Annotated in this window: 17 protein-coding genes; 1 reads left to right on the top strand and 16 read right to left on the bottom strand. The window is 30.6% G+C overall.

The annotated features are described in order from the left end of the window. Positions 1-351 precede the first annotated feature (351 nt). The 16 genes from gpmI to IR151_RS06765 all read right to left on the bottom strand — a co-directional run bounded on the left by gpmI (position 352) and on the right by IR151_RS06765 (position 23,761). Positions 352-1,881 (bottom strand): 2,3-bisphosphoglycerate-independent phosphoglycerate mutase, encoded by a 1,530-nt coding sequence (gene gpmI / locus IR151_RS06840; protein WP_413926637.1) that lies wholly within the window; start codon positions 1,879-1,881, stop codon positions 352-354. Between the two features lie 11 nt (positions 1,882-1,892). After that, positions 1,893-2,636 carry a triose-phosphate isomerase gene (gene tpiA, locus IR151_RS06835; RefSeq protein ID WP_227433775.1) on the bottom strand — a complete coding sequence of 248 codons (744 nt, stop codon included), beginning with the start codon at positions 2,634-2,636 and terminating at the stop codon, positions 1,893-1,895. Positions 2,637-2,661: 25 nt separating this feature from the next. Beyond that, positions 2,662-3,864 carry a phosphoglycerate kinase gene (locus tag IR151_RS06830; protein WP_227433774.1) on the bottom strand — a complete coding sequence of 401 codons (1,203 nt, stop codon included), beginning with the start codon at positions 3,862-3,864 and terminating at the stop codon, positions 2,662-2,664. Between the two features lie 221 nt (positions 3,865-4,085). Next, on the bottom strand, positions 4,086-5,093 hold the full coding sequence (gene gap / locus IR151_RS06825) for a type I glyceraldehyde-3-phosphate dehydrogenase (protein WP_227433773.1): 1,008 nt from the start codon (positions 5,091-5,093) through the stop codon (positions 4,086-4,088). Positions 5,094-5,152: 59 nt separating this feature from the next. Then, positions 5,153-6,175 (bottom strand): sugar-binding transcriptional regulator, encoded by a 1,023-nt coding sequence (locus IR151_RS06820; protein ID WP_227433772.1) that lies wholly within the window; start codon positions 6,173-6,175, stop codon positions 5,153-5,155. A 506-nt stretch (positions 6,176-6,681) separates the two neighbouring features. Continuing rightward, the gene (gene rpoN, locus IR151_RS06815) at positions 6,682-8,028 is read right to left on the bottom strand and encodes an RNA polymerase factor sigma-54 (RefSeq protein WP_227433771.1); all 1,347 of its coding nucleotides are present in this window, start codon (positions 8,026-8,028) and stop codon (positions 6,682-6,684) included. A 151-nt stretch (positions 8,029-8,179) separates the two neighbouring features. Further along, positions 8,180-10,741, bottom strand: coding sequence for a selenium-dependent xanthine dehydrogenase (gene xdh / locus IR151_RS06810; RefSeq protein WP_227433770.1), 2,562 nt, complete (start codon positions 10,739-10,741; stop codon positions 8,180-8,182). After that, positions 10,735-12,126 carry a dihydropyrimidinase gene (gene hydA, locus IR151_RS06805; protein WP_227433769.1) on the bottom strand — a complete coding sequence of 464 codons (1,392 nt, stop codon included), beginning with the start codon at positions 12,124-12,126 and terminating at the stop codon, positions 10,735-10,737. Before hydA ends, xdh begins: the two co-directional genes overlap by 7 nt. A 295-nt stretch (positions 12,127-12,421) precedes the next feature. Next, complete coding sequence (locus IR151_RS06800; protein WP_227433768.1) at positions 12,422-13,531, bottom strand: 4Fe-4S binding protein; 1,110 nt, start codon at positions 13,529-13,531, stop codon at positions 12,422-12,424. 86 nt (positions 13,532-13,617) lie between these two features. Then, positions 13,618-14,970: a nucleobase:cation symporter-2 family protein gene (locus IR151_RS06795; RefSeq protein WP_227433767.1), complete on the bottom strand. Its 1,353-nt coding sequence runs from the start codon at positions 14,968-14,970 to the stop codon at positions 13,618-13,620. A 143-nt stretch (positions 14,971-15,113) separates the two neighbouring features. Further along, complete coding sequence (gene ssnA / locus IR151_RS06790; protein WP_227433766.1) at positions 15,114-16,442, bottom strand: putative aminohydrolase SsnA; 1,329 nt, start codon at positions 16,440-16,442, stop codon at positions 15,114-15,116. A 27-nt stretch (positions 16,443-16,469) separates the two neighbouring features. Then, the gene (locus IR151_RS06785) at positions 16,470-18,053 is read right to left on the bottom strand and encodes an N-acyl-D-amino-acid deacylase family protein (RefSeq protein WP_227433765.1); all 1,584 of its coding nucleotides are present in this window, start codon (positions 18,051-18,053) and stop codon (positions 16,470-16,472) included. A 15-nt stretch (positions 18,054-18,068) separates the two neighbouring features. Next, entirely contained in the window at positions 18,069-19,256 is a 1,188-nt protein-coding gene (locus tag IR151_RS06780) for a YgeY family selenium metabolism-linked hydrolase (protein ID WP_227433764.1), read from the bottom strand. Between the two features lie 122 nt (positions 19,257-19,378). After that, on the bottom strand, positions 19,379-20,593 hold the full coding sequence (gene dpaL, locus IR151_RS06775; RefSeq protein ID WP_227433763.1) for a diaminopropionate ammonia-lyase: 1,215 nt from the start codon (positions 20,591-20,593) through the stop codon (positions 19,379-19,381). Between the two features lie 613 nt (positions 20,594-21,206). Next, a complete protein-coding gene (locus tag IR151_RS06770) occupies positions 21,207-23,015 on the bottom strand; it encodes a sigma 54-interacting transcriptional regulator (RefSeq protein ID WP_227433762.1) in 1,809 nt (602 codons plus the stop codon). A gap of 368 nt (positions 23,016-23,383) precedes the next feature. Continuing rightward, positions 23,384-23,761, bottom strand: a complete 378-nt coding sequence (locus IR151_RS06765; protein ID WP_227433761.1) for a RidA family protein — start codon at positions 23,759-23,761, stop codon at positions 23,384-23,386. Positions 23,762-24,626: 865 nt separating this feature from the next. On the opposite strand from IR151_RS06765, the gene IR151_RS06760 reads away from it, so the two are divergent. Then, on the top strand, positions 24,627-25,112 hold the full coding sequence (locus IR151_RS06760; RefSeq protein ID WP_227433760.1) for a hypothetical protein: 486 nt from the start codon (positions 24,627-24,629) through the stop codon (positions 25,110-25,112). The last annotated feature ends 765 nt before the right edge of the window (positions 25,113-25,877 follow it).

Below are 25,877 nucleotides of genomic sequence, written 5' to 3'. Positions count from 1 at the left end.
TTATTTTTTATAATTTTTAACTTATCTATTAGCCAAAATCAATCTTCAATACATAAATATACAGATAAACTTAAAACATGAAACACAAAATTTACAACTAATGATTCTAATAATTTTTGATTTTATAATATATATTAATTATTATTTTTTACATCATTTTACTTAAACTTTATAAAATTCACTTAGACTGAAATACTTTTAAGTTTACTTTATTGTAAGTTACTATTCTACTTATCAATTCAATTTATAAACTTATTAATTCAATTTCTAGCACCTAATTTTGCATATTCAAATTCTTTAGCAAAAATTTCAAATGGCACTAGATTAATAGATAATACTTATTAAGCTTAACTATTTTGAAATAAGTGAATGACCAGTCATTTCTTCTGGTTTTTCTAACTTCATCATATCTAAAACAGTTGGCGCTATATCAGATAATCTTCCTGCGTCTAATAATTTTGCACCTTCAAATTCTTGTCCAACAACCACAAATGGTACTGGATTAATAGAGTGGGCTGTTACAGTCTTTCCTGTTTGTGGGTCTAACATGTATTCAGCATTTCCGTGGTCAGCAGTTATTATTGCGCTTCCACCTAGCTCTATTATTTTATCTACTAATTTTCCTACACAAGTATCTACAGTCTCAACAGCCTTTATAGCTGCTTCAATATTTCCTGTATGACCTACCATGTCAGGGTTTGCAAAGTTTAAAACTATAAAGTCAAACTTATCTTCTCCTAGTTTTTCTAAAGCTTTGTCTGTTAATTCATATGCAGACATCTCTGGTTGTAAGTCGTAAGTTGCAACCTTTGGAGAAGGTATTAATAATCTCTCTTCACCTTTGTTTGGCTCTTCTACTCCACCATTGAAGAAGAAAGTAACATGCGCATATTTTTCAGTTTCAGCAGCTCTTAATTGAGTTTTTCCATTTTTCGCAAGATATTCACCCAGAGTATTAGTTAAAGATTGTGGTCCAAATGCTATATGCACTTCTTTTATAGTTATATCGTACTCTGTTAAACATACAAAGAAGTTTTTAATTTCTTCTCTTTTAAATCCATCAAACTCTTCACTTACTAAAGCTCTTGTTATTTGTCTTGCTCTATCTGGTCTGAAATTGAAGAATATAATTGAATCATTTTCTTTTATACTTCCAACTGCTTTATCATCTTTAACAATAACTGTTGGCATTATAAATTCATCATTTTTTCCATTATCATAAGAGTTTTGAATAGCTTCTTCAATAGAAGTTGCTTTTTCGCCAATACCTCTAGCCATGGCATTGTATGCAAGCTCTACTCTTTCCCATCTCTTATCTCTATCCATTGCATAGTATCTACCAGAAACTGTAGCAAATTCACCTACTCCAATTTCATTCATACTAGCTTGTACTTCCTTAGCATATTCCAATGCGCTTTGAGGGTCCGTATCTCTACCATCAGTAAATGCATGAACATATACTTTTTCTACACCTTTATCTTTTGCCATTTTGATTATAGCTTTAAGATGGTCTATATGTGAATGTACTCCACCATCAGACAAAAGACCCATTACATGAAGAGAATGTTCTTTTGCATTGTCCATAGCTTCACATAAAACTTTATTATTAAAAAAATCACCATCTTTTATAGATTTTGTTATTCTAGTTAAATCTTGATATACAATTCTACCTGCACCTATATTAGTATGGCCAACTTCTGAATTTCCCATTTGACCATCAGGTAGACCAACATCAAGACCACTAGCATTTATTAATGTGTTTGGATATTCTTTCATTATTCTGTCTAAATTAGGAGTTTTGGACTCAGCAATTGCATTTCCCTTAACTTCCTTATTATATCCAAATCCGTCCATAATAATTAAAGCAACTGGTTTTTTCATCATTTCACTCCTTAGAAATTAACAAGGTCTAAATAGTCATTAGCAGCTAAACTAGCTCCACCTACTAAAGCTCCATCTATATCACTTTGACCCATTATTTCAGCTACATTTGAAGGTTTAACACTTCCACCGTATTGTATTCTAACTTCATTAGCTAATTCTCCATATAATCCTTTTATAACTTCTCTTATATAAGATATAACATCATTAGCATCTTCAGCAGTTGCAGTTTTACCAGTTCCAATAGCCCAGATTGGCTCATATGCAACAACTACTTTTGCTAAATCATCTTTAAGAACATTTTCTAAAGCTTTTTCAACTTGAACTTTACAAACATCTTTAGTTTTTCCAGCTTCTCTTTGCTCTAAAGTTTCACCAACACATAGTATTGGGTCTATTTCTACTTCTAAAGCTTTTAAAACTTTTTTGTTTACAGTTTCATCAGTTTCATTGAAATACTGTCTTCTTTCTGAATGTCCTATTATAACATAGTCCATATCTATTTCTTTTAACATAAGAGGTGAAACTTCTCCTGTAAATGCTCCTTTTTCTTCAAAGTGCATGTTTTGAGCACCTATCTTTATATTTGTACCCTTAGTAGCTTCTTTTAAATCCTTCAATAAAGTAAATGGTGCACATATAACAGCTTCTGCCTTATCAGCATTAACTTTTCCTTTAACTTCATTTACAAATTCTAAAGCTTCTTTTATTGTTTTATGCATTTTCCAATTTCCTGCAATTATAGGTTTTCTCATTTTACAATCTCCTCTATATAGTAGTTTATTTATTATCTAATGCTGCAATACCTGGTAATTCTTTACCTTCTAAAAATTCTAGTGATGCTCCTCCACCTGTTGATACGTGAGTCATCTTATCACCAAATCCTAATTGATTAACTGCTGCTGCACTATCACCACCACCAATTACAGTAGTTGCGTCAGTTAATTCTGCCATGGCTTTAGCTACTGATAGTGTTCCATTTGCAAAGTTTTCAAATTCAAATACTCCCATTGGTCCGTTCCATACTACAGTTTTTGATTCTTTTATGGCTTTTACAAAGTTTGCTATAGTCTTAGGTCCCATATCTAGTCCCATATAATCTTCTTTTACATTAGCATCTTCTGTTACTATTGGAGTTGCATCTGGTGCAAAGTGGTCTGCCATAACAACATCTACTGGCAATAATAAGTTAACGCCTTTTGCCTTAGCTTTTTCCATCATTTCTTTTGCATATTCTACTTTATCTATTTCAAGTAAAGATGTTCCTACTTCATAACCTTGAGCTTTTAAGAATGTATAAGCCATTCCTCCACCTATTATTAGATTATCAACTTTTTCTAATAGTTCATTTATAACAGCTAATTTATCAGAAACTTTAGCTCCCCCAAGTATAGCTGTAAATGGTCTTACAGGATTGGCAACAGCTTCTCCTAAGAATTTTAATTCTTTTTGAATTAAGTATCCGCAAACTCTCTCTTGTAAAAATTCTCCTGCTCCAACTGTTGAACAATGCGCTCTATGAGCAGTTCCAAATGCATCATTTACAAATATTTCAGCAAGTGAAGCTAATTCTTTAGAGTAGTTTTCTTCATTTTTAGTTTCTTCTTTTCTATATCTAGTATTTTCTAATAACACTACATCTCCGTTTTCCATTTTTTCAGTAGCTTTTTTTGCATTTTCTCCTACTACATTATCATCTGCTGCAAATACAACTTCTTTACCTAACATTTCAGATAATCTCTTTGCAACTGGTGCTAAAGATAATTCTGGTTTAGCTTCTCCCTTTGGTTTTCCTAAATGAGAACATAATATAACTTTTGCTCCTTTAGAAATTAAATATTGAATTGTTGGTAAAGCTCCGTTTAATCTATTTTCATCAGTAATTAAACCATCTTGTAATGGTACATTAAAGTCACATCTCACTAATACTTTTTTCCCGCACACATCAATATCTTCTATAGTTTTTTTGTTTAGCATTGACATAAATATCTCTCCTTTTAATAAAGTAATTTTTTATTGCCAAGTATAATATAGTACATACTTTTACCCTATTAAATATATCATATTATCATATTTTTATATATAGTATGTAACATTATTTAGGTGTATTTTATATATTTTTTCTTAAAAAAAGTCCAGAGTCCGTAGTGTTAAACTACAAACTCGGACTTTGTCAATCTACTTTTCTATTTTCTAAAAGCTGACTATTTTGCTAATTGTGCAAAGTATCCTAAAGTTCTTATTAATTGAGAAGTATAAGACATTTCATTATCATACCAAGAAACAACTTTAACTAATTGTTTTCCATCTACTTCCATAACTTTTGTTTGAGTAGCGTCAAATAATGAACCGTAGCTTATTCCGATTATATCAGAAGATACTAACATTTCTTCAGTGTATCCGAAAGATTCGTTTGAAGCTTCTTTCATAGCTGCATTTATTTCTTCAACTGTAACATTTTTTCCTAATGTACAAACTAATTCAGTTATTGAACCAGTTACAACTGGTACTCTTTGTGCTGCTCCATCTAATTTTCCTTTTAATGCAGGTATTACTAAACCGATTGCTTTTGCAGCTCCTGTAGTGTTTGGAACTATGTTTCCAGCAGCAGCTCTAGCTCTTCTTAAATCACCTTTTGGATGAGGACCATCTAAAGTATTTTGGTCATTAGTATATGCATGTATAGTAGTCATTAATCCTTTTTCTATACCATATTTATCATTTAATACTTTAGCCATTGGAGCTAAACAGTTAGTTGTACAAGAAGCTCCTGATATAACTGTTTCAGAACCATCTAATATGTCACTGTTTGTGTTGAATACTATTGTTTTTAAATCTCCAGTTGCTGGTGCAGATATAACAACTTTTTTAGCTCCTGCTTGTATATGAGCTTCTGCTTTATCTTTAGAAGTAAAGAATCCTGTACATTCTAATACTATATCTACTCCTAATTCAGCCCATGGTAGGTCAGCAGGATTTCTTTCTGCTGTTACTTTTATTTCTTTTCCGTTTACTATAAAAGCACCTTCTTTAACTTCTATTTCACCGTTAAATCTTCCTTGAGCTGTATCATATTTAAATAAATGAGCTAACATTTTAGCATCTGTTAAGTCGTTTATTGCAACAACTTCAAACTTATCTTGTTGCTCCATCATTTTTCTTAATGCTAATCTTCCTATTCTTCCAAATCCATTTATAGCTACTTTAACCATTTTCGCTACCTCCTATAAAGTAAATGTATGTTGTCTAGCTCTGTGCTAGTTTTCGACTTTTATAATAATGACAATATCTTATAAGCACTTTCTTCATCTGTTACAAGAACCATGTTTTTATGCATATTTGATATGGCTAATAAGGCTTCTACTTTTTCTGTTCCTGCAAAGATTGCAATAGTTTCTTTTACTTCTTTAACTGTCTCTAAATCAATTCCAACAGTATTTAATTTATAAACTATTTCTCCATCTTTGTTGAAATAATATCCAAATGCTTCTCCAACTGCATTTTTAGATAATATCTCGTTAACTTTATCTTCTGGAAGTTTTCTTCTCTTTGCCATGACATCTGCTCTACCTATGCTGAAAACTAAAATGTCTGTTCTTTTAATATACTCCAAAGTTGTCTTAATCTCTGGCACTTGGCTAAGAGTTTTCATTGCACTCTCGTCCAATTCATCTGGTATATGTAAAAGTTTGCAATTAGAGTGTAATTTCTTACTTACTGAAGCAACTATACTATTAGACTGCATCTCTACATCAGTTCCCATACTTCCTCTAGCTGGCACTATTGTAGAATTTGGATATCTCTTATCAGTTTTAATAACATTTGAAAACTCTAACATAGTGCTTCCCCCTGTTATTGAAACTATATCTCCATCTTTTAAAATACCTAAGAAATACTCGCATCCATATCTAGTTACATCTTTTAATAAGCTTCCATTTTCATCACAGCTTCCAGGAACTAGTATTACCTTTTTTATTCCAAGCTTTTCTCTGACCCTATCTTGTAACTTAGACAATCCCATGATGTCACTCATGATGTCTTTAAGTTTATCTAATAAATCAGAACCTTCTTTAGTGATAGTCATTCCAGATACAGCAACATCTATAAGTCCTTGTTCTTTTAAAAACTCTGTTTCTGACCTAATTATTCTTTCACTAATTTCTAATACATTTGATAAAGTTCTTCTACCTATTGGTTCACTTAAAGATATTTGTCTTAAAATAGAGTATCTTCTTTCCATAAGTTCAATTGCCTGTGGAATTAGTTTCTTTTGAATTTCTAATAAGTTCTTCATAACATACTCCTTATTGCTTTCCTTTAGGGACTTTTTTTGTCCCTAGTGTTTATTTAAGTCCCACAAGATAATTTTATTTTATAGGATTTGCGTATAGATTTCAATAGTTTTTCAAAAACTTTTTTATTTTTTTGTTTTATAGCAATTTCTCCACCATTTTCAAAGTACAGTATTTTTTATTTTTTATATAATATTTTTTCCATATATTTTTTGGTTTTTATTCTAATATTTTTGACTCAATCTTGTATGTTCTACTCTGCTAGATTCTATATGTCTTTGTTTTTATACTTTATGTTTTTATTTTTATGCTCTTAAAATTAACAATAACAGTTTATTTATCTCTGTATTTTTTTGACTCTAGTTATCGTTCTAATTCCTGATTTTTCCTAATATTTAATTTTCTTTCTAATACTTTTCTTTCCAATACTTAAATTCATTTGTATAATGCTCATTTGTATTTTAATTAGCATTTCCCCTCATTTTACTGATACTTCTTTCTCTTTTCACTAATATTCTTTTCTCTTACTTGAAGACAAAATTCCTAATTCTTCACGATACTTGGCAACTGTTCTTCTTGCAACATTGATTCCTTTTTCTTTTAATAGCTTAGATATATGGTCATCACTTAAAGGTTTCTTTTTATTTTCGTCTTTTATTGTTTCCTTTATAATTTTTTTTATGCTTGTACTAGATGCCATTTCATGATTTTCAGTTTCAATAGCACTACTGAAAAAGTACCTAAATTCATATACTCCAAAAGGTGTCAGCATATATTTCCCATTTACACCTCTACTTATAGTAGATTCATGAAAATCTAATTTTTCTGCTATGTCTTTCATTTTTAAGGGCTTTATATATTTTGTTCCTTTTCTCAAAAACTCATCTTGAGCTTTTACTATTTCTTCTGCAATTTTAAGTACTGTAGTCTTTCTACTTTCTATATTTTTCATAAGCCCTGTTGCCGAATTTAGTCTTTCTTTTATAAATTCTTTTGCACTTTCGTCAGACTGTGAATTTTTTAGTATGTCTTTATAATAACTGTTTATTTTTATTTGATAGGAGTCTTTTTCATTTAAATACACAATAAATTCATCATCAATTTTTTCAACTGTTACATCTGGTTGTATATATACACTTTTTTCTACTGAACAGGTTCTTCCTGGCTTAGGGTCTAATGTTTTAATTATATTTATTAGTTCAACACATTTTTGTAGTGACATATTGTACTTCTTGCTTATCTCTTTATATTTATTATTTGCAATTAAATTTAAGTCTTTTGTAACGATTTCCTCTAAAATTTCATTATATATTCCTAAGCTTGCCATTTGAATCATCAGACATTCTGAAAGACTTCTTGCACCTACTCCACTAGGTTCCAACTGCTGAACACTAATCAAGCATTTTTCAAAAAGTTCTTCATCTATCTTTAAAGTATCAACAATTACTTTTTCCTCAGTTCTCAAATATCCGTCCTCATCTAAGCTATCAATTATATACTCACAGACTTCCATTTGTTTATCTGTTAGCTTATATAAGCTTATCTGAAACTTCAAATCCTCATATAAATTTGACGAATATTTAACTAAATTTTCTAGATTAACTTCATTGTCAGGGTTATAACTTATTTCTGTTCTATCTAAACGTCTTGATTTTTCCATATCTTTTATATATTCTTCCCAATTTATCTCCCCACTTTTCTCAACTTCGACTAATGGGTTATTCTCTGCTTCCCTTTTAATCTCTTCTTCTAACTCCAACTTACTCATATTTAATATTGATAATGATTGCTTAAGTTGTGTAGTCATGATTAGCTTCTGAGACTGAGTTAACTCTAGACTATTATTAAAATTCATTTTGCTCACCTCTCAATTTTATTAAACTTATTTTATAAAAGAAAAACCCTCCTGTATATGTATATTCTATCATTTAAAATATACCTTATGCAAAAGGGTTTTTTTTATTTACAATTTAATTGATTTTTTTTATTTAATATTTATTTTTTTGTTATTTTTTTTTACTATATGGCGTATTTTGAAGTGGTAGTTCAGTTCTAAACTCTTTATCAAATACATAATAGGCATTTTGCACTGCTGGTGCAGTGGGAACTGTACAAATCTCTCCTACTCCTTTTGCACCATATGCCAATAAATCTTTGTTTTTTTCAACTATTACGGCTTGTATTTCTGGTATATCTGTAGATTTAAATAAGCCTAATGTACCAAATTTAGCTGTAGGTACAGAGTTTACTACTGGGTAATCCTCTGTTAAGGCATATCCAAGACCCATAACAACTCCACCTTCTATTTGCCCCTCTAAACTGATTGGGTTTATAGCTCTTCCTACGTCATGTGCTGCTACTACTTTTTCTAATTTTCCATTTTCATCTAGCATTACAACTTGTGTTGCATATCCATAAGCTACATGGCTTACTGGATTTTCTTTATCAGAACCCATTTTGTCTGTAACACTTGCATATTCTCCGTAAAATTCTTCTCCCTCTAAATCAGATAATGCTTTTCCAGTTGCTAAAGCTTCTTTTAATTTAATTGATGCAACCTTAGTAGCCTCCCCTGTAAATACTGTCTGTCTTGAAGCTGTAGTATTACCAGAATCTGGTGTCAAGTGAGTATCTGGAACTTCATGCACTATGTTTTCAGGTAGTAAATTTGCAGTTTCACAAACTACTTGAGTCATAACCGTACCAAGACCTTGACCTATACAAGAGGCACTTGTTCTTATATGAACTTTACCATCTTTTATTACCAGTCTACATCTTCCCACATCAGGTATCCCAACTCCTACACCACTATTTTTCATTGCACAAGCTATACCTGCACGTGGGTGTTTTTCATACTCTTCTTTTACAGCTTCTAATGTTTCTGCCATTGCTGTTCCTTCATCTGCAAATTGACCATTTGGTAAAACTTGACCAGGTCTTATTGCATTTTTATATCTTATTTCCCAAGGTGATATTCCAGCCATTTCAGCAAGTAAATTTAGATTACATTCTGTAGCAAAACAACTTTGTGTAACTCCAAAACCTCTAAATGCTCCTCCAGGAGGATTATTAGTATATACTGCTGTTCCAGTTATATCAATATCCTGATAATTGTATGGTCCTGCTGCATGAGTACATAATCTTTGCAATACTGGTCCTCCAAGAGATGCATAAGCACCTGTATCAGATATTATAGTTGCTTTCATACCTGTTAGATATCCATTTTCATCACATGCTGTTGTAAATTCCATTTCTGTAGCATGTCTTTTTGGATGAACAATTATACTTTCTTTTCTAGTAAGCTGTACTTTTACAAATCTCTTTGTGTGGTATGCAAGTAAGGCTGCATGGTGTTGAACACTCATATCTTCTTTTCCACCAAATCCGCCTCCTACCATCTTATTTATCACTCTTACTTTTTCATGTGGTAATCCTAACATATCTGCACATTCATGTTGAGTAGCAAACACACCTTGGTCTGTTGAGTAAATTATTACTCCATCTTCTTCATAAGGACCTGCTACTGCACATTCAGGTTCTAAAAATGCATGTTCTGTTGCAGGTGTAGTGTATTTTTTAGTTACAACGTATTTTGAGTTCCTTATTTTTTCTTCAGCATTTCCTCTTACTAAATGTTCCTTAACAAGTACATTACCTGTTTCATGTATATTTGGAGCATCTTCTTTAAGAGCCTCTGCTGTAGTACTTAAAGGTGTCAATTCTTCATAATCTATCTTAACTAGTTTTTTCGCTTCTTCTAATGCTTCTCTAGTTTCTGCTGCTACTAAAACTATTCCATCTCCTAAGTATCTAGTTATTTCACCTTCTGGAATTAAAGTATCCCAATCTTTCTTTAAGTGACCTACTTTTATAGTTCCTGGAATATCTTTAGCTGTAAGAACTGCAACAACTCCTGGGTAAGCTTTTGCTTCTTCTATATCTATCTTTTTAACTAATGCTCTTGGATATTTGGCTCTAACTGCTGAACCATAAATCATACCTTCTAATCTTATATCATCTACATATTCAGAGTATCCAAGTGTTTTGCCTACTGCATCAACTCTATGAAGACTTTCACCAACTAGACCTTTGCAGTTTACTTTTGGCACATCTATATCTTCTCTAAATATCTTTGCTGCCAAACTCACAGCTTTAATTATTTTTACATAACCTGTACATCTACATATATTACCTTTTAAAGCTTTTTTTATGTCATCTTCAGTAGGATTATTATTAACGTCTATAAGCGCTTTTGAACTAATTACCATACCTGGGATGCAAAATCCACATTGAACAGCTCCTTGGCTGGCAAAAGAATATGCAAAAACATCTCTTTCTCTTTCTGATAATCCTTCTATAGTTGTTATATTTTTCCCAGCTAATTTATCAGTTTTAAATACACATGCTTTAGTTGCTTTACCATCTATTATGACCATACAAGTTCCGCAAGCACCTTCTGAACATCCATTTTTAACTGAAGTTATATTCATATCTTCTCTAAGGAAGTCTAAAAGTTTTTTGCCTTCTTTTGCAACAACTTTCTCTCCATTTAATATAAATTCTACCATTCTCTAGCCCCCTCTGTTAGACGCCTTTTTATATATCTCCCACTTGGAGTATTACAAATTAATTCTCCCTCTCTAACAACTTCTTTTCCTCTTAAATAAACATGTTCTATTTGACAATTTACTTCATAACCTTCATAAGGCGTATAATCTACATTTTGTAATTGTTTTTTTGCTTCTATTTTATATTTTTTATTTGGATTTAAAACTAATATATCTGCATCACTACCTATTTCTATAGTTCCTTTTTCAGGATACATTCCAAATAATTTGGCGGCATTAGTCGATGTTACTTCTACCATCTTGTTGATAGATATTTTATTTTTACAGACTCCATATGTGTATAAAAGACTCATCCTATGTTCCACCCCTGGCGAACCATTAGGAATTTTACTGAAATCGTTTATTCCAAGTTCCTTTTGCCCCCTATAATTAAAAGAACAGTGGTCTGTACCTATAGTATCTATTTGATTATTTAAAATAGCATTCCATAAAATTTCATTATTTTCTTTATCCCTTAAAGGTGGTGACATTACATATTTAGCACTTTCAAATCCTTCTAAATCATATAATTCATCACTTAATAGAAGGTATTGAGGACAAGTTTCAACTATCACATCTACTCCTCTTTGTTTAGCTTTTAGAACTTCTTCCAAAGATTCTTTACAACTTAGGTGAACAACGTACACCTTAGAATTTGCCACTTCTGCTATCTTCATCAGTCTTGAAGTTGCTTCTGCTTCTAATATAGCTGGTCTAGTTAATTGATGATATTTTGGAGATAGATTATTTTCTGCTTTTGCTTTATCCACAAGTTCACATATTATATCCCCATTTTCACAATGGAATCCAATAATCCCTCCTACCTCTTCTGCTTTTCTCAAAGCTTCAAAGATGACACCATCATCAACTTGAAGGCTTCCTTTATATGCCATATACAATTTAAATGAAGATACTCCCTCTTTCACCATGTCTTCCATTTCATTACAAACTGAAGCATTCCAATCTGTTATAGCCATGTGAAAACCATAGTCTGAATAAGATTTATCTCTAGCTTTTTCATGCCATTCATCTAATCCTTCTTTTAAAGAACAACCTCTAGATTGTGTAGCAAAATCTAAGATAGTAGTAGTACCTCCAGCTATTGCAGCTTTTGTTCCTGTTTCAAAATTATCTGCTGTCTTAGTAGTTCCTGTATCTAAATCAAAGTGAGTGTGTGTATCTATACCTCCTGGTATAATATAAGAATCACTAACATCAACTACTTCATCATTTTCTTTTGATATATCAACACCTATATCAACTATTTTCTCATTTTCTATTCTTACATCTGCACAGTAAGTTTTTTCACTTGTTACTACTTTCCCACCTTTTAAAACAATTCCCATATAGACTCCACCTTACTTATAACGTATCAATTTATTTTATCTGAAGAAATTAACTTAAAGTAATTTGATTAGAGCACTTATACACAGTAAATTTATATTTAGATTAAACCATTATTTAATTAAATTAATATTTAATTAAAATGATATTTAATTAAACTAATGTTTAGTTAAATCAACGTCATAAGATTATTAACTTCACGTTGTATTATTAATGTATAAACTTGCTTATCTAATATATTTTATTATCTTAATATATTTATTACTCTAAGTTAATTACTAAAATTCTATATAATTATTATTCATTAACAGCTTCTACTTGATTGTAGCAAATACTTAAAGCACCTTTTGGACATCTAGTTACACATAATCCACAACCAAAGCACTTATCCACATCTATATTTAATTTATCTGTCACTTCTAAAGCTTCATATACACAGCTTGTTACACATTGTTTACATTTGATACACTTATTATCATCTACAACTGGAGCCACTGCATGAGTTCTAAATCCTCTAGCTGCCATTTTCTTATGAGTTAATCCTTTGATTTCATTAACATCAGCATATCCATTTTCATCTAAGAAATCATTTAATTCTTTAGCAATTTTTCCATATATAGAAGGCCCTTTAAGGATTGCTTCTGTACATACTTGAACAGCACTTGCTCCTGCCATCATCATTTCAGCTACATCTTTTCCACAAGTTATTCCACCAACACCTATAATTGGTATATTTACAACTTGAGAAGCTTCATATATACATCTTATTGCTAATGGTCTTATAGGAGCTCCTGATAACCATCCATATCCTGCTTTACTTCCCATTATAGGGTATCCTGTGTTTACATCTATTGCCATACATGGTCCAAATGAGTTTATCATTACAAGTCCATCTGCTCCTGCTTCTTCAACAGCTTTTGCAATAGTTTGAATATCAGTATGAGGACTCATTTTCATAAATACTGGTACATCTAAAACAGCTTTTGCAGCTTTTAAAGCATTTACTATTGGAGCAACATCTGTGCCTACATAATGAGTTGATAATTCAACTGCATCTGCGTAAGGTTTTACTAAAGGTGCAACCTCAGCTATTTGTTCTGCTGAATATCCCATACTTACTATTACTGGAAGACCTGCTGCTTTTACTTTTTTGTATTCTTCTTCTATCCATTGTTCTTTTGGAAGCTCTGACCATAATTCTGTATTTAAGAAACCACTGTTAGTTTTTGCCATACATGGTCTTGGTACATCTGCTGGTAACACAGATATAGTTTTTGTACATATAGCTCCTGCTCCACCTTTTGCTGCCTCTTGACAGAGATCACCATCTTTTGCTCCAGGACCTGCCGCTGTCATAACTGGATTTAAGAATTCCATTCCATATAAATTAACTTTTAAATTAGCCATATTATTATCTCTCCCTTAATTAAATATATTTTTTAATATTTAGCTTAGATACTCTTTTGTCTATGTTGCTTTTCATTTATTTCTTCTTATTTTGCTTCTTCAGTCTTAGAAGTTTTTTCCTTTTTTGAACCTAATTCATTGAAGAAGATATTCAAAAGTACTGCTGATAAACTTCCTGTTGTTATTCCACTGTGGAATATCGTTTGCACCCAAGTTGGAAAATTATGATAGAAATCAGGATTTGTCAGTGGTATCATAGATAACCCAACACTAACTGCTACTATCACTCCATTTTTAGTTCCATCAAATTTTACTTTACTTAGAGTTTTTACTCCTCCAACCATTACCATTCCAAACATTGCAAATCCTACTCCACCAAGAACAGGCTTAGGTATTGCTCCTATTATTGCTGCAAACTTTGGTAAGAAACCAAGTACTAGCAATATTACCCCTGCATAAACTGCAATAAATCTTGATTTTATACCTGTAAGTCCAACAATTCCTGTATTTTGACCAAATGGAGTTATTGGAAATGAATTGAATATTCCAGATAAAGCTGTAGATATTCCATCTCCAAATAGACCTCTTTTAATATTTTTACCAGTTACCTCTTTGTCTACCATTTCGTGAATAGCTATCATATTACCAACTGATTCTGTCATAAGTACTAACATAATTAAGCATAATGATAATATTGCAGATGGTTCAAATCTAGGCATTCCAAATTTTAAAGGTACATTTAAGTTAAGCCAACCAACTCCACTTACTGCACTAAAATCAGCCATTCCAACTGCCATAGAAAGTAATGTACCAAGTACTATACCTACCAATATCGCTGTACTATTCCAAATTCCTTTTAAGAACTTAAATGAAAGTAAAGTTATCGCCAATACTGCTAAAGCTAATGCTAATGAGTTTGGTTCAACCGCTTCCAATTTGTTGTCAGTTATCCACTTTATCCCAACTGGGAATAGTGAAATACCTATTACCATAACAACTGTTCCAGTAACTACACTAGGGAAGAATCTTATTAGTTTTTCAAATACTGGAGCAAGTAATATACAAAATAGTCCAGCTACTATTACAGAGCCAAATACTGTCTGTATTGCAACTTGAGAATCACTATATGATGAGGCTATTGCTGTCATACCTGCCACAGCGGCAAAACTAGTTCCTTCAATTACTGGTATTTTAGCGCCTACAATATTTCCTATACCAACACTTTGTATGAGTGTTCCTATACCTGCCATAAACAAGCAAGCATTTATTAAAAAAACAATACTAGCATGATCTAGTCGTGCAGCACTTCCTATCATCATAGGAACTGCTACCGCTCCTGCACACATTGCTAAAACGTGCTGTAGTGAAAATACCCAGGATTTGGATACAGGTAACCTTTCATCTACTGGAGCTATTTTAGGGCTTTCATTTTGAGACATGTTGGGTCTCCCTTCTATATTTAGTTTAATATTCTATTCCATATATTTTTTATCTATATACTTCATTTAAATTCTACTTTTGTCTAAGTTTTATTTTTAACACTTATATTCTTCTCTCTTACTTGTATGTCATTATCAATTATTTAGATTCTATTCCATAGGTTCTGACTTAGTTCTCTACTCTTAGCTAGAATACTTTCTTCATCAATGTTTACCAATTTTCTGTCTTTCATAAGTACTTTTCCATTTATAATAGTTGTATCCACGCTTCTTCCACTCATTCCAAATATGATGTGTCCCCCTATTGTGTTTTCTGTCAATGGAGTATGTGGTGTATAATCAACTACTATGACATCCGCATAAGCACCTTTTTTAAGTATGCCTAGGTCATTTTTATAATAAGCCTTTGCTATTTTTTTATTGTTATCAAATAACATTGTTTGTGATTCTCCAAATCCAACTCTTGGGTCACTTAAGTGGTGTTTATGAATTATATTAGCAACCTTTAACGATTCAAACATATCACTAGTGTATCCGTCAGTTCCTAGACCTACTGTAACACCTCTTTTTAGTAATTCTATTGCAGGAGAACATCCAACTGCATTTCCCATATTAGATTCTGGATTATGAACTACAAATGTATTTGTTTTATTTAAAAGATTGATTTCATCTGTACTTATATATATACAATGAACTGCTATAGTCTTTTCTTTTAGAACACCAAAATCATTAAATCTTTCTAAAACTCTTTTTCCATATTTATCTACATTATATTGTAAGTCTGCTAATCCTTCAGCAACATGTACATGATAACCTGTATCAAGACCAGCCATTTCTGAGGCACACTTATTTAATGTATCATCAGACAATGTAAATGCAGCATGAAGACCAAACATTCCCTTTATCATGTCTGTATCATCTTTTTGAGCATATTTTATGAAATTTACATTTTCATTGATACCTTGTTGTATTGTATCTCCACCATCTCTATCAGATACCTCATAACAAAGGCATGTTCTTATTCCCAAATCTTTTGCAACATCTGATATTGTAAATAAACTACCTTCAATTGCATTTGGACTTGCATGATGGTCATAAACTGTTGTGACACCATTTTTTATACATTCTATATAAGTTGCATATGCACTGTATTTTGTATCTTCTAGTGTAAGTTGTTTATCAAGTCTCCACCATAAATTGTTTAATATTTCTAAAAAATTTTCAGATGGTTTTCCTGGAACTGCCATACCTCTAGCAAATGAACTGTATATATGCATATGTGAATTTATTAGACCAGGCATGATTATCTTCTTGCCTGCATCTATAAATTCATGTCCTGGATATTTCGCTTTCATTTCCTCAGTAGTACCTATATCTTCAATCAGATTGTCATTTATTACAACACATCCATCTTCCATATAGGGATTTAAAGAATCTTGGCTTATTAGCCTCCCATTCCCCACTAAAATCATAAATTTATTCCTCCTTAAAGCTAAGATTTAATTTTTAAGTACTTTTCCTGCTTTAATTTTATTGTATTTTCCTTCTTCAACAACACAATTTCCATTTATAATTACATAATCTATACCTGTCGGATATTGCATGGAATTGATAAAATCATCACATCCACTAACAGTATCCTTGTCAAATATAACTAAGTCTGCAAAATATCCTTCTTTTAGTTCACCTCTATCTTTTATACTAAAGCTTACTGCTGCTTTTTTAGTCATTTTATAAACAGCTTCTTCAACTGTTAGTACATTTAATTCTCTAACATATCTTCCTAGTATTTTAGGGAAAGAACCATATGCTCTTGGATGTGGCTTACCTGCTAAAAGACCATCTGTACATACATTTTGCTCGTCTCTTTTCATAAAACCTATTATATGTTCTTCCAATCCATAGAAATCTACCATTCCAACTGCATTTTCTTCTTCTTTTAATAAATCAAACGTTGCATCTAATGGGTCTTTACCTCTCATCTTTCCAATTTCTAGCAGGCTCTTACCAATTGTATCTTGATTTTTTTCTGTCTTTACACTTGTTACAAAAATTTGGTCTATTCCAGCAAATTCTATAAAGTTATCCCAACCTTCGATTCCATTTGCTATATCTTTTTTCATTTTTGCTCTTTCGTTTTCATCACTTAATCTTTCTATTAATTTATCAGTTCCTCCCGAATGTGCCCATGGAGGTAAAACTACTCCAAGCATTGTACTTCCAGCTGCATAAGGATATTGGTCAAATGATACTCTTATACCTTCTTTTTCTGCTTTTTCTAAAAGTTCTATAACTTGAGGTATATACTTCCAATTTGATTTACCACAAACCTTAAAGTGTGAGAAGTGAACTTTTACTCCTGATTGCTTTCCAATTTCTATAATTTCTTCCATTGATGTTAAAATTGTATCTGCTTCACTTCTTTGATGAACCACAAATACTCCATCGTATTTTGCTACTACTTTACACATCTCTATAATTTCTTCTGTCAATGAATACGCACAAGGTATATATATAAGTCCAGTTGATAATCCTATAGCTCCTGCCCTTAATTCTCTTTCTGTGATTTCACACATCTTTTGAATTTCCTCTTTAGTGGCAGGTCTATCTTCAAGCCCCATTGCTTCCATTCTTACATTTCCATGAGGTACTAAATAAGTTTCATTTAACCCTACCCCATTTTCATCCATCATTTTTAAATAGTTTTCTGTTGTTTCATATTTCCAATCAATTTCATCACTTTCACCATCTAGGCCTGCTAAATTTTTTCTCCAAGAAGATATATGCTCTTGAGGTAGAGGGGCCATAGATATTCCATCTTGGCCCAACACTTCTGTTGTAATTCCCTGTCTAATCTTTACCTCATTATATGGATTAACCAAAATCACTAGGTCTGAATGGCTATGAGTATCTATGAAACCTGGACATATAACTCTACCTTTTGCATCTATAACTTTGTCAGCTTCTTCGTTTAAATCCTGTGATATTTTTAATATTTTTTCGTTTTCTATTAAAATATCCCCTTCATATGCTGGTGTTTTATTTCCATCTACTATAAGCCCATGTTTTATTAAAGTTCTCACAAAACCATCTCCTAATTATTTTTTATAAACTGATTTTAATATTCCATAATATCCTTCTGCACCTTTGAATAATTGGTCTAACTCTATATGTTCATCTATTGTATGAGCAAGATTTTCTCTAGAAGGACCAAATCCTATAGTTCTTATTCCAGCCTCACCTGCATAATGGCTTCCATTTGTACAGAATGAGTATTGAGTTATTTCTGAATCTATTCCAGCTTCTTTTAATCCTTTGTATGCTGCTTGAACAAATTCATCATCTTCATCGTATAACCAACCTGGGAAGAATCTTTCACTTTCTATAGTATTCCCTGTATAACATTCAGCTTTTTCAGATGCATAAGAAACTTTTGCATTTAATTCTGAGTCTTCTTTCATCATTTCATCTAATAATGCTTGTATTGGAGCTAGTACTCCTTCTCTTGTTTCTCCAACTAATAATCTTCTATCAAAAGTAGCTTTACAATAATCTGGCACCACTGATGCACCTGGATATGGAGAAGATTTTATATCTGTTAAAACTAATATTCCATCACCTAAAACTGGATGAGTTGGAGGTACTAATTGTTGTATTCTTTGAATTACATTAGCCATTTTATAAACTGCATTTACACCTTTTTCTGGGTTAGCAGAGTGAGCTGGTTTACCAAAAGTTTCTACAACTATTTCTCCTCTACCTCTTTGACCAATCTTTAAGTTTAGTTCTGAAGATTCTCCGATTACAACATAATCAGGTTTAACAGCTTTACTTATTTCTCTAGCTGAAACTCCTTCAAATATTTCTTCATGAACAACTCCTGCTACATATAATTCACCTTCGAAGTCCTTATTAGTATCTTCTGCAAAGTATGAAACAGCCGCCATCATAGCACTTACTTGACCCTTCATATCAGAAGTTCCTCTACCATATATTTTCCCATCTACTATTCTTGCTTCAAAAGGAGGAACACTCCACTTACTTGCATCTGGAACTGGAACTGTATCTATATGCCCATCAAATAATATTTTTTTCCCTGGTTTGTTTCCTTTTATGCATCCTATTATATTTCCATATCTATCTCTTGACCAGCTGTCAAAACCTAGCATAGCAAAATTTTCTTCAATTGCCTTTACTACATTTTCTTCTTGACCTGAATAACTAGCATTTCTTATTAAATCTTGGCATACTTCAGTTAATTGTTTTTTTCTTATTTCATTTAACATTTTGATATTCCCCCATATAATTTTTAATTTATTGATGCTTCACTTTATTTATTGGTATTTTACTTATTTACTTATTAATATTTAACTTATTAAACTTTTATTTATTTTTTATTTTAAATTTTTTATTTACTTTGGTATTCTCCATTCCAAACTATATCTTTATATTTGTCTGGGTCAGTGTCTCCTTCTGTACTTATTAATAATACTTTAGAGTTTTCATCTAATTTCAAAGCCTCTCTTAAATCTTTTAAATCTTCACTTTCAAGTATTGAAACTAATGCTCCAGTTGTAACTGCTCCAGATTCTCCAGAGATTACTTTTTCATCTCCTCTTAGAGGATTCCCTAAAACTCTCATACCTTTAGCAGAAACCCAGTCTGGTGCTGAAACGAATGCTGATGAATAATTTTTTAATACTTCAAATCCTATAGTATTTGGTTCTCCACAAGCAAGACCTGCCATTATAGTTGGCATATCTCCACCTACAAATCTTGGTTTTCCATCTCCTGCTTCTGCTGATTTATAGTAACAATCTGCCTCATCAGCTTCTACTACTACTGTTATTGGGCATTCGTCATATATTGAAGCAACATATCCTTGAACTGCACCAGCAAGCGAACCAACTCCTGCTTGCACAAATACATGCGTTGGTCTATCTACTCCATATTCTTTTAATTGTTCTATAGCTTCTTTAGCCATAGTTCCATATCCTTGCATTATCCATGCTGGTATTTCTTCATATCCGTCCCATGCTGTATCTTGAACCATTACTCCATGGTCATCAGCTTCTGCATAATCATTAGCTAATCTTACTGCATCATCATAATTTAAGTCTGTTATACTAGCATCTGCACCTTCTCCCTTGATTTTATTTAATCTAAATTCAGAAGAACCTTTTGGCATTAATACAACAGATTTTTGACCTAATTTATTAGCTGTCCAAGCAACTCCTCTACCATGATTTCCATCTGTAGCTGTAAAGAAAGTTATTTCTCCTAATTGGTCTTTTATTTCTTTTGAAGTTAATTTTTCATATCCTAACTCTGATATATCTTTATTTAATCTTTGAGCTAAGTATTTACCCATAGAGTAAGAACCACCCAAAACTTTAAATGCATTTAATCCAAATCTATAAGATTCATCTTTAACATATATTCCGCTAACTCCTAATAATTTTGCTAAGTTATCTAATTTAACTAAAGGAGTTTTTTCATATTGTGGAAAACTCTCATGAAATGCTTTAGCTTTTGCAATTTCTTCGTCCTTTAAAAATTCAATTCCTTTTTCTTTTTCCTCTGCTTTAGGTAAGTTATTTAATTTCCATTTTATTTCTCTCATTTATTTTATATTCCCCTTTCAAATTTTTCGATGTCATTATTAATTTTTTATCTTTGTGTCTTTATATAAAGCAATTACTGTGCCAATATTATTTATTCTAAAAACATTTTTTTTATGTTGGAATTACATACTTTTTTCAAATTTATTTAAACGTTGTAAAATCTGAGTGTGAAAAATAAGATTTATAAAAGAAAAAATTCTCATATTGGGAAATTTTTATCAATACGAGAATTATCATTTCGAGAAACCGTTTCTTTGTTTTTATTTTCCTTTATTATGCTTTTACTTTTCTATATGTCTGTTATTTTGTCTTGTATATTACTATTTTTACCTTCTATATTTATATTGTTATAACCTTCTATATTTTATGTTTTTATTTTAGCTTTCTATAATACTGTTATTTTTATGTTTTACATATTTGTACTTTATAAGCTCAAACTTTTATTTTCTATTATTTATACTGACTCAATATCTTACAAGCTTATAATTTTATTTTTATATAGTATTATTACTATATTAGTCTCTTCTAGTGACACTTCTATTATAGAGGCTTTATTTTTATTGACCTACAAATCACATTGCCATACATTTAAAACTATTTTCTATGTTTAATTTATTGTTGTTCCTCTTCTAGTTTTCTGTATAATGTAGCTAAACCTATCCCTAAATCTTTTGCTATTTTCTTTTTTGTCTTTGTATCTCTTCCATATTTATTTAACAACTTATGTATGTAAGTTAACTCCAATTCTTTAATTGAAAGTATTTTTTCTTGGTTTTCTACTATTCCCCTGACTATATCATCTTCAAACTTTGTTACCTCATTATTACTCTTAAAACTATTCCCTTCAATATTATAATAGTTCAAAATATCTAATGGAAGCATATCTTTATAGATTATTCCATCTTCTCCAACTAAATTCATCATATATTCAACTGCGTTTTCTAATTCTCTTATATTTCCCGGCCAATTATAATTAACCAACATATTCATTACATTTTTTTCTATTTGATTCAATTTTATATCTAATTCTAAAGAATACTTGGAAACAAATTTCATCATTATAGTTTCAATATCATCTTTTCTTTCCCTAAGAGGTGGCAAATTTATAGGAATTACGTTTAACCTATAGTACAAATCATCTCTAAACTTACCTTCATTCACCAACTTAAGTAAGTTTTTATTCGTTGCAGCAATTACTCTTATATCTAAATCTATAAGTTTATTTGAACCAATTCTTGCAAATTTTCTTTCCTGCAAAACTCTAAGTAACTTTGCTTGTAAAGGCATAGATAAGTCTCCCATTTCGTCAAGAAATATGACCCCTTCATTTGCAAGTTCAAACTTACCAACCTTACCTCCACTACTAGCCCCACTAAATGCACCTTTTATATAGCCAAATAACTCACTTTCAAGAAGGTTTTCTGGAATAGCAGCACAGTTTATAGCAATAAATGGCTTATTCCATCTACTTCCTTCAGCATGTATAGCTCTAGCAATTAGCTCTTTCCCTGTACCACTTTCACCAGTTATAAGAACTGTTGAATTTGACTTTGCTAATTTCTTAGTTCTCTCTTTAACTTTCACCATTGATTCTGAGTTCCCAATTATAGACTCTATATCACTATTTCCCCATCCACTATTGACTTTCCCATGTCCTTTATGGTTTATATATGTCTTATCAAATATAATTATCTTGTCATATTGATTTATATATGGATATACAGGAATTATTTTGGCATTTATATTATAAATTTTGTTATCAATATCAATTTCTAGTAATTCATGTCCATTTGAAGAAGATTCAACAGATACTATTTTTACTGTATTTTCTATTATATCTTTTCCAATATCTAATTTTTTCAAAGCAATATTGTTTATATAAGATATTTTGCTATTTATATCTAATATAACAACACCTTTTTCAACATTTTCAATTATTTCTATCATCATGTTCATTTTTCTACTGCTACTTTTTGACACTTCATGTTCTTCTATCTTCATAGAAATTAAATCGCATATATGATTGACAAACTTCAAATAATTATCTATTTTTGCACTTATTTCTACTTTTTTAGTTTTATCTGTACTAATAGCGCCAATTACTCCTATAGTACGATTATTATATTTTATTGGAACTGCTATTATTACTTTATTTAGGCATTTCATGTAATGGGAACATTCTATACAAAGCTGATTATCACATATATCTAATACGACTAATTCCTGACCTGTCTGTATAACTTTATCATAAAGAAAACCTTCAGTAACAACGCTTTCATTTATTTTTGATTTATACAGACCTGTGCCACTAATTCTTATTAATCTATCATCAACTATTTCAATATCTACATCTAACACGCTAGCTACTGTTTCAGTGTATTTTATCATTTCCTGTTGAAATTCTTTTAATTTACTTACCATAGTTTCCCCCATTAGAATTTAATTTACTAAATTATCAGTTTAGCTATATTTTAACATATAGTTAATTTTTAAAATATATATAAAACATTACTTATTTATATATTTACATTGAAATACATAATAATAATTATAAAAAGATTGTTTTATATTAGGATTACTTTAATTATAATACACAAATAATAAAATAAAAAAAGCTTTCCTCCTATAACAAATATATTTTTGGCACAAAAATATATGTTATATAAGAAAAGCTCAATAGTTAAATATTTAGATAGATTTTTATATAGACTTTTTTAATATAAACTTTTTAATTGTAGACTTTTTTTATTAGTTTTTAATTTTCATTAGTTTTGTCATTGGTTTTATTATTATAATACTGCCATTGCTTCAATTTCTAAAACTGCATCTTTTGGTAATTGAGCAACTTGTACACATGATCTTGCTGGTGGATTTTCTTTAAAATATGTAGCGTACACTTCATTAATATCATTAAAATCTTTTAAATCTTTTACGAAAACTGTAGTTTTAAATACTTTATCCATAGTTGTACCAGCTTGTTCTAGTATTGCTTTTACATTGTCTAAAGAAGCTTTTGTTGCTTCTTTTGGGTCAGATACTAACTCGCCTGTCTTCATGTCTATTGGAAGTTGACCTGATGTAGAAACTATATTTCCAACTTGTATTGCTTGAGAATATGGTCCAATTGCTCCTGGAGCTTTCTCTGTAGCTATTACTACTTTTGACATGATTTCACCTCCTATTATTAAGTTATATTTACAGGAAAATAAAATTTCCTAAACACCAATATTAATATGAACCTCTAGACAAGAAATCAAGTCCAAAGTTTCAAATAATCAATACTCAGATTATTATATTTATTTGTGTTCATGTTAATATTTATTAAAGCAATTAGCATGCCAATTTCTTTTTATTCATAAAACTTTATAGAACCACTTAAAACACCTAAATTGAAACCTTTCCATAAAAAATAATCCGAAAATAGTTTTTTTATAGTACTAATTTTTTTCTCATATCTGGAATTTTACCAACTTGAGAATTCTTGTTTTGAGAATTTGCGAATTTTATTTAAATAGTTCTAAAGTTTTAAGTTATTATGCTATCATGTATGAAAGAACTATGGTTGACAATCCTACTGCTACAAATAGCAACACTTTAATCCAGACCTTATTTACTTTTGTTATCATAGAACCTATTGAAAATATAATAGCCAAGTATAATAGTAACCAAAAAATTATCATTCCACTACTGCTGCTGAAAACTTACAAAACTATTTTTTAATGACCCCATTTATTTTATAAGATATACGTTTATTTTATAAAATATAAGTAAAGTATAAAATTATTTCAGCAACTTTCTCCCTTCTTATTTTTTAAATCTTTTATAGAATTGTATCATGTTTGAGTGAATTTTCATACTATTAAGTCTTTACCTCTACAAAACAATACCTCTCATTTCATGCCTAATAATGTAAGATTACAGCTATTTTATTGATTTTGATAACTTGATTGACTATACTATTATTAGTTTTTATTTGTATATAAAGCTACTATTTATATGCAAAATTTTTATTTATATAGGGGGTTTTTAATTATGAACAAAAGTCCATTAACAGCAGAAACAACAGAAGAAATGCTAAAAGTACTAAGTGGGAAAGATTATAGTATTGCTTATGATTTTCATAAGCTTGGTCAATCACTCGATTGCAAGATTGAACCACGAACAGGAGCTCGTTCTTATCGTATATTATATTCAACTAAAAAACCAAAGCGTAGTCTATTTACTATTGAATGTAATGAGAAAAAATGGAGAGTTAAAGCAAACCTTTATAATCTAAATACATATAGAGATACTGTGGAGGAATGTTCTAAAACTATTAAAGATAGTATTACAAAAACTCGTACTTGTAAAAAATGTAATCCAAAATGTATTGGTGGTTCTTCATTTGAATTAGATGGCAAGTCCTATTTAACTTGTGTAGGAAGTGGACATTATTTTGCTAATATGGAAGAAATAGATTGGAAAAATCTAAAAAAGTTAATTAGTAAAGAGAATGATATTATGCAGAAATCTGTTTAATATGCTACTAAAACACACATAAATTTAGATATCAAATAAATGATAAAAATGTGCATAGATTTGTATGTATATCAAAATTCTGTGCATATTAAAAAACTGTGTATACCAAAAAGGCTGTAGATAAATTTACTTTTCTGTAAATCTAATTATAGCCTTTATGTATTGCTTTCACTATATAGCCATTAAAGTTATTTTGTAATCTTAAATTCCCATCTTCATATACTGCTTCTATTATATAATCATAAGCATCTACGTTACATTTCGATATCGACTTTATCATATAATAAGTTTTAGATACATAAGCTTAAGGAGTTATTTGAAAATGATATTACTCTATCAGCAACAGAAGAACATATATTAAAATATATTTGTAGTAAAGATAACTATCCTATGACATTAGAAAACTATATTAAAAATAATAAAAGTAGATACTTAAAGGCTGGAATAGAGGAAATCGAATTAGTTGACTAGTTAATGAAAGTGTTTAAGAACCTTGAAAAGATAGAAATTTTGTCTAGAAAAAATGATGTATATAAAGTTAATGTTTTTTATAGTCTGATTTGTCTCTGTCAATGTGACAATACTCATATTAGAAAAGCCTCTAGTTATGAAATTTGTTGCTCCTATGAATGGTTTTTTATCTTCTTCACTTTCACTTAATTCTGGAACATCTCCCCCATAATAAGAATTTCCTTGAAGTGTTATATGCTATCATTAAAATTCATCTTATCAGTAGTTGATTTGTTTATAAACCGTTTATATTTT

Source organism: Clostridioides sp. ES-S-0006-03, from assembly GCF_020662275.1.
Classification (GTDB): Bacteria; Bacillota; Clostridia; order Peptostreptococcales; family Peptostreptococcaceae; genus Clostridioides.
The sequence above is the reverse complement of the archived record's forward strand: the minus strand, read 5'-3'. Positions and strand labels throughout refer to the sequence as shown.